Source organism: Prevotella sp. SGI.167 (assembly GCF_050313615.1).
Lineage (GTDB): Bacteria > Bacteroidota > Bacteroidia > Bacteroidales > Bacteroidaceae > Prevotella.
Genome location: NZ_JBNPLT010000091.1, coordinates 1 through 1,572 on the forward strand (window position 1 = coordinate 1; position 1,572 = coordinate 1,572).

Below are 1,572 nucleotides of genomic sequence, written 5' to 3' on the forward strand. Positions count from 1 at the left end.
GTAAGAGGTCCGCAAATCGTAGCCGATAACAATAAGGATGATGACGAGTAAGTCACCATCCTTATTGGATTATTAGAAATTATATTTTACGCTGAAAGTGCATCCGATAGGACGCAACTGATAAATGTATCGATAATTGCTCTCCTTTATCTGCTTATTGACCACATAAACCCTTTGATTTGTCAAGTTTTGGGCTAGCAACTCCAACTCTATGCTCTTCTTTTTATATCGGATGCCAGCATTGGCATCGCTCTCATGCTCCTGATGGTCTGCGTCCTTGAGCCAGTTCATGCTGACATCGCCGAACAACTCCAAGTCCTCTAACAAGAAGAAAGAAAGCCCAAAGCTACCTTGGTGCTCTTGCATCGTAGTCCCCAAGTCCTTCACTCTATTTTGCATTTGGTAATAAGAGTACTCCAAAGACAAGTTCAGCTTGTCGCTCCAAAACGCCTGTTCCAATCGGGTATTTACCAGATAACGATCATTTACGAGTTTAAGCACATTGTCTTTCGACAGAATATTAGTATGGTAATTTCCCAAACTTGCCATCAGCGAGATAGACGTATCCGTGCTACGGAAATTCTTGCTGACATTGAGAGTGAGCGACTTGTCGAGCATGGTATTTTTCTTCTTGGACACCTTGTTGTAGACATCCCCATCCGATACGCTCGTTTGGCTCATCGAGTTGGTTTGCGAGCGAGTTATCAAGCCCATAAGCGAAGCAAAGACGCCATCCATTGTATTGTGGAAGTCGAGATGGCCGCTTGCAAAGAGAGAGTTTCGATTGGTCAAGCTACCAGTGCCCTTGGTCGTCGCATCCTTGTAAGTGTAGAATATCGGTGAAGTAACAAAGTTGGATATGTCACCGAAATTGCATCGGGAACCTCCTCTCAACCTAAACTTCAGTCCCTGAGTCACTTTCCATGCGAGGGTGGTGTTGACATTGGCATAGGTGTCATCATGACGAAAATCCTTGTCCTCTCCCACATTCTCGAAATGCATGTTGAGCAGAGACAACGGAACTCTCACCTCCCAGGTAAGCCGGTTCCAAGCCATCTGGAAGTAAGGCTCCACGCTTGTATTGAGCATATAGCCCTGAAAAGTGTTGGCTAGCTTCTCCTCGGAACGAAGTCGGGATAAACGAATCTTATTGTAATAAGACTCGAAGTTTACCTTGACGCCCATTTGTACGAGTCTGCCGAGTTGCCATCCGAAAGAGGTATGCTCGTCGGTCTGGAAGGCTGTCTCGTTGAGGCTTTGCCACATCTCCCAACTCTTGTCGGTAGGAATCGCTTGGAGACGATTGACAGGAGTGTTGGAGAACTTGATATTGCTTTGCAACTGAAACACTTTCTTCCCAACGTGATAGATGGAGCTAAACTGGTTGGTTAGCTGATAATTGGCTGATTTTTGCTTTTGTGCGCCATCAAAGTTGTCCTCAAGCCCAAAATGCTTGTGATAGAACTTGGAGTTGAAGGTAAAGTCATCCAGGAAATATACTTTCTCCGTATTGTTCTCCAGTTTTATCTTTCCCATCAAAGAATTAGAATATACTGCCGCCTGCACCTTCTC

Annotated in this window: 1 protein-coding gene; it reads right to left on the reverse strand. The window is 44.9% G+C overall.

The window, feature by feature from the left end; translation table 11 throughout:
• Positions 1-72: 72 nt before the first annotated feature.
• A partial coding sequence (locus ACQRBJ_RS15955) for a hypothetical protein (protein ID WP_445304220.1) occupies positions 73-1,572 on the reverse strand: 1,500 nt, incomplete at its 5' end.